The organism is Edaphobacter sp. (assembly GCF_035532915.1).
Lineage (GTDB): Bacteria > Acidobacteriota > Terriglobia > Terriglobales > Acidobacteriaceae > Edaphobacter.
Genome location: NZ_DATKQC010000373.1, coordinates 1 through 3,097 on the forward strand (window position 1 = coordinate 1; position 3,097 = coordinate 3,097).

At 59.0% G+C, this 3,097-nt stretch carries 3 protein-coding genes and 1 pseudogene; all 4 read left to right on the forward strand.

The window, feature by feature from the left end:
- Positions 1–205, forward strand: a pseudogene (locus tag VMU57_RS17625) (hypothetical protein); the annotation flags it as partial.
- 162 nt (positions 206–367) lie between these two features.
- Positions 368–1,153, forward strand: a complete 786-nt coding sequence (locus VMU57_RS17630) for a type IV secretion system protein (protein WP_325385798.1) — start codon at positions 368–370, stop codon at positions 1,151–1,153.
- Complete coding sequence (locus VMU57_RS17635; protein ID WP_325385800.1) at positions 1,150–2,118, forward strand: CpaF family protein; 969 nt, start codon at positions 1,150–1,152, stop codon at positions 2,116–2,118. The genes VMU57_RS17630 and VMU57_RS17635 overlap by 4 nt, the downstream gene beginning before the upstream one ends.
- 532 nt (positions 2,119–2,650) lie before the next feature.
- Complete coding sequence (locus VMU57_RS17640) at positions 2,651–3,022, forward strand: single-stranded DNA-binding protein (RefSeq protein WP_325385801.1); 372 nt, start codon at positions 2,651–2,653, stop codon at positions 3,020–3,022.
- Positions 3,023–3,097 lie beyond the last annotated feature (75 nt).

Genomic DNA, 3,097 nt, shown 5'->3' on the forward strand with positions numbered 1-3,097 from the left:
GACCTTCAACGGAAATTATTCGATTGAGATGTGGCTTGCCAACCTCATTCCCTGCATCATGGTCTTTGTAGCGTTCATTGTGAACATGCTCTTCATTCCGAGCATGACACAGGCGATCTTCGGTGGCGCTGCGGGACTGACTTCGGCTGCTCCAAGCGCTGTTGGTGGAGGAGCTGTCCTGCTCGCAAAGAGCGGAGGTGCATAGTGAAGAACTGGTTCTGGCTGGCGATCCTGACGAGAGGCAATTTGCGTTGGCCTCGTTGGTATGTCCCTGCACTCGTCATCTTCCTAACTGGCATCCTCGCCGCCGGATTGATTTATTCCTGTGTCATTTTCAAGGCGGTATCGGAAAGGAGTCACACTCCCCATGTCCACGCGCACAGCACCCATTGAACAGTCCCTAAATCCGAAAGAGGCTCTCCTCACCGATCAGATAGGCAACGAGGTCTATGCCTCTCACTACGCAGAGCGGAAGGCATATCGCCTCATCCTCGCCAGTGGAACGGTACTGCTCTGCGGATCGATGTGGCTCAACTTTTCGCTTGCCAGCCGCCCGGTTGTAGACCGCTATATCCGGATTGACAAAATGGGTCGCGCCCAGGCGATTCAGTACAGCGATCTGGACTACACACCGCGCGAGGGTGAGGTACGCACTTACCTTACCGATTGGGCCAACTACCGCTACACCATCAACCCCGATACCATTGCGACCAAGTATCCCCTCAACTACTACTTCCTGTCGCAATCGCTGGCGTCGCAGTTGATGGCCGAGGACAACCATAATCATCTTGTCTCGCAGGTCATGTCCGGGCAGATCGAGCAGAGCGATGTGGAGGTGCGGGACGTGACGATTACCTCCATGTCTGTCCAGAAGATTCAGGGGGCGAATATTGCCAGAGGAACAGCGCTCGTGGCCATCGACAGAATCTACTCACCGGACCACTCCCGCCAGCCGAGAACCGAGCATTGGATGCTGAGCGTGACCTACTACCTCAATCCTGCCCAGGTCAGCCAGCAGGCTCAGATTTTCCCGCAGTTCGAGACCATCAATCCGCTGGGGCTGACGATTACGCAATTCCATCAGAACGAGGTGTCGGTCGATCCATTGGTGCCGGGCGCAAATGCCGCGCCGGCTGGAGGGACCACTCGATGAGTTTCGATCTGATTCTCCCGTTCTTTCCCGAGGAATTGCGCGCGCTGCTGCTCGATCCTTCGATCTCGGATCTGATGATTAACGGCACCAGCGGTGTGTACGCCGACCGTGGCGGCAGCATCGAGAAGATCGCCCTCACGACCCCGTACACCAACGAGCGCCTGCAAGCCGCCATCGAGCGCGTCGCGCGCATCCTCGGACAGGATTTGACCAGCCAGAATTCTGTCCTCAACACCCGCCTTCCAGACGGATCTCGCGTCGCCGTCGTCGGCGCTCCCTCTTCCATCAGCGGACCAACCTTCACGGTTCGCAAATTCAACCGCTGGTTTACATCGGATGAACTGATCGAATCCGGAACTCTCCCCACGGAGATTCGGGATGCGGTTGTCCGGTTCATCGGCGAGCGGAAGAATGGCATCATCAGCGGCGGAACAGGCTCCGGCAAGACGACGCTGATGAAGGCGCTGCTCGACCACATTCCACTTCAAGAACGGCTTATCGTGATCGAGCAGCCCGCAGAGCTGAAGATTGCCCATCCGAACGCAGTTCGCTGGGAAGCTGTGGAGGCCATTCCTGGGCAGGTTGCCATCACCGCAAGCCAGCTCGTGGCGGCGGCGCTCCGCCACCGCCCCGACCGAATCATCATGGGTGAAATTCGCGATGAGTGCGGCTACGACCTGCTGCAAGCCATGAACACAGGCCACGGCGGAACACTCTCGACGATCCACGCAAAGAGCGCGTGGGACGCGCTCAATCGGCTGTCGGATCTGGCCCTGAGTGCCAGGCCAAATCTCAATCATTCGTTCATTCGTTCGGAGACGTCCGAGGCTATCGACTTTGTTCTCTATTGCGAACGCGATCACGCGGGCCGCCGCCGGGTGCGAGAGCTGATTACCGTTTCCGGCTACAGCCATCAGGACGGATGCTTCCAGACGGAGGAGGTCTATCGTGCTTCCTCTGCCTGACGAGCACGCTCTGAGCTTTATCTTCTAACCCGAATCCGAGGTCACTTCGATGTCCGATCCTGCTGCCTTCACGGCTGCACAGCCCAACTCGTCTCTGAATGCGCCTGGCGTGGCAATCCCGGCCTGCATGACACAGCGGTGTGAGTGCTCGACGAAGCCGCTTCCGGAGGCCGTTGCCGATCCATCGAAGGCGGCGGTGATGGCGAACGGATATCGCAGGAATCTTGGCCGTGACTTCGGTGCATGTGCGTGCCTACCGTCTCGAATCCCGTCCTCTGCTCGGGATCACGCTTCGGGGCTTTCCTGCGCCCTGCGGCAGGCTCGCTCTTCTGCTTCGGCTTCACCACCCCACCGCACAACAAACGTGCGCCGGGGACCTCGGATTGCGCCGCCCTCCGGGTTACGGTTTCCGTCTTCGACGGACCCTCCGTAAATGCAGAGCTTCGGCCTTGGGAGCCGGGCCCACTCGCTCGCTTGCGCGATGGGTGACCCGAGCAGGATACGGGAAATTCAACGAAACGGAGAACACACCATGTACCAGAACAAAGTCACCCTTATCGGATTCCTTGGCAGCGATGCCGAAGTTCGCACCAACAACGACCGCAGCCTTACCACTCTCTCGCTGGCAACCAAGTCCTCTTACAAGAAAGACGGCAAGTACATCGAGCACACCGAGTGGCACCGCTGCGTTGTCTTCGGCAAGCTCGGAGAGTTCGCCGCCACGCTCAAGAAGGGCGCGCATATCCAGGTCGAGGGCGAGTTGCGCAGCCGCAAGTACGACAGCAAGAAGACCAACTCGGAGCAGACCCTTTGGGAGATCCGGGTGAACTCGATTCTGAAGCTCGACCGGGCCGCGAAAGCGGCGGCGGAAGACGAAGACTCCACCGAGGAAGAGGCCGCATAGGCCCCTTCCTCAATTGAGCGGAAGCCCGGTGAAAACCGGGCTCTCCTGCTGCTATGGCCCGCATGACCCAGGGGA

Excerpts from the sequence above, each read along its gene's own strand:
- VMU57_RS17630 (WP_325385798.1), top strand. The coding sequence starts at position 368 with ATGTCCACGCGCACAGCACCCATTGAACAGTCCCTAAATCCGAAAGAG.
- VMU57_RS17635 (WP_325385800.1), top strand. The coding sequence starts at position 1,150 with ATGAGTTTCGATCTGATTCTCCCGTTCTTTCCCGAGGAATTGCGCGCG.
- VMU57_RS17640 (WP_325385801.1), top strand. The coding sequence starts at position 2,651 with ATGTACCAGAACAAAGTCACCCTTATCGGATTCCTTGGCAGCGATGCC.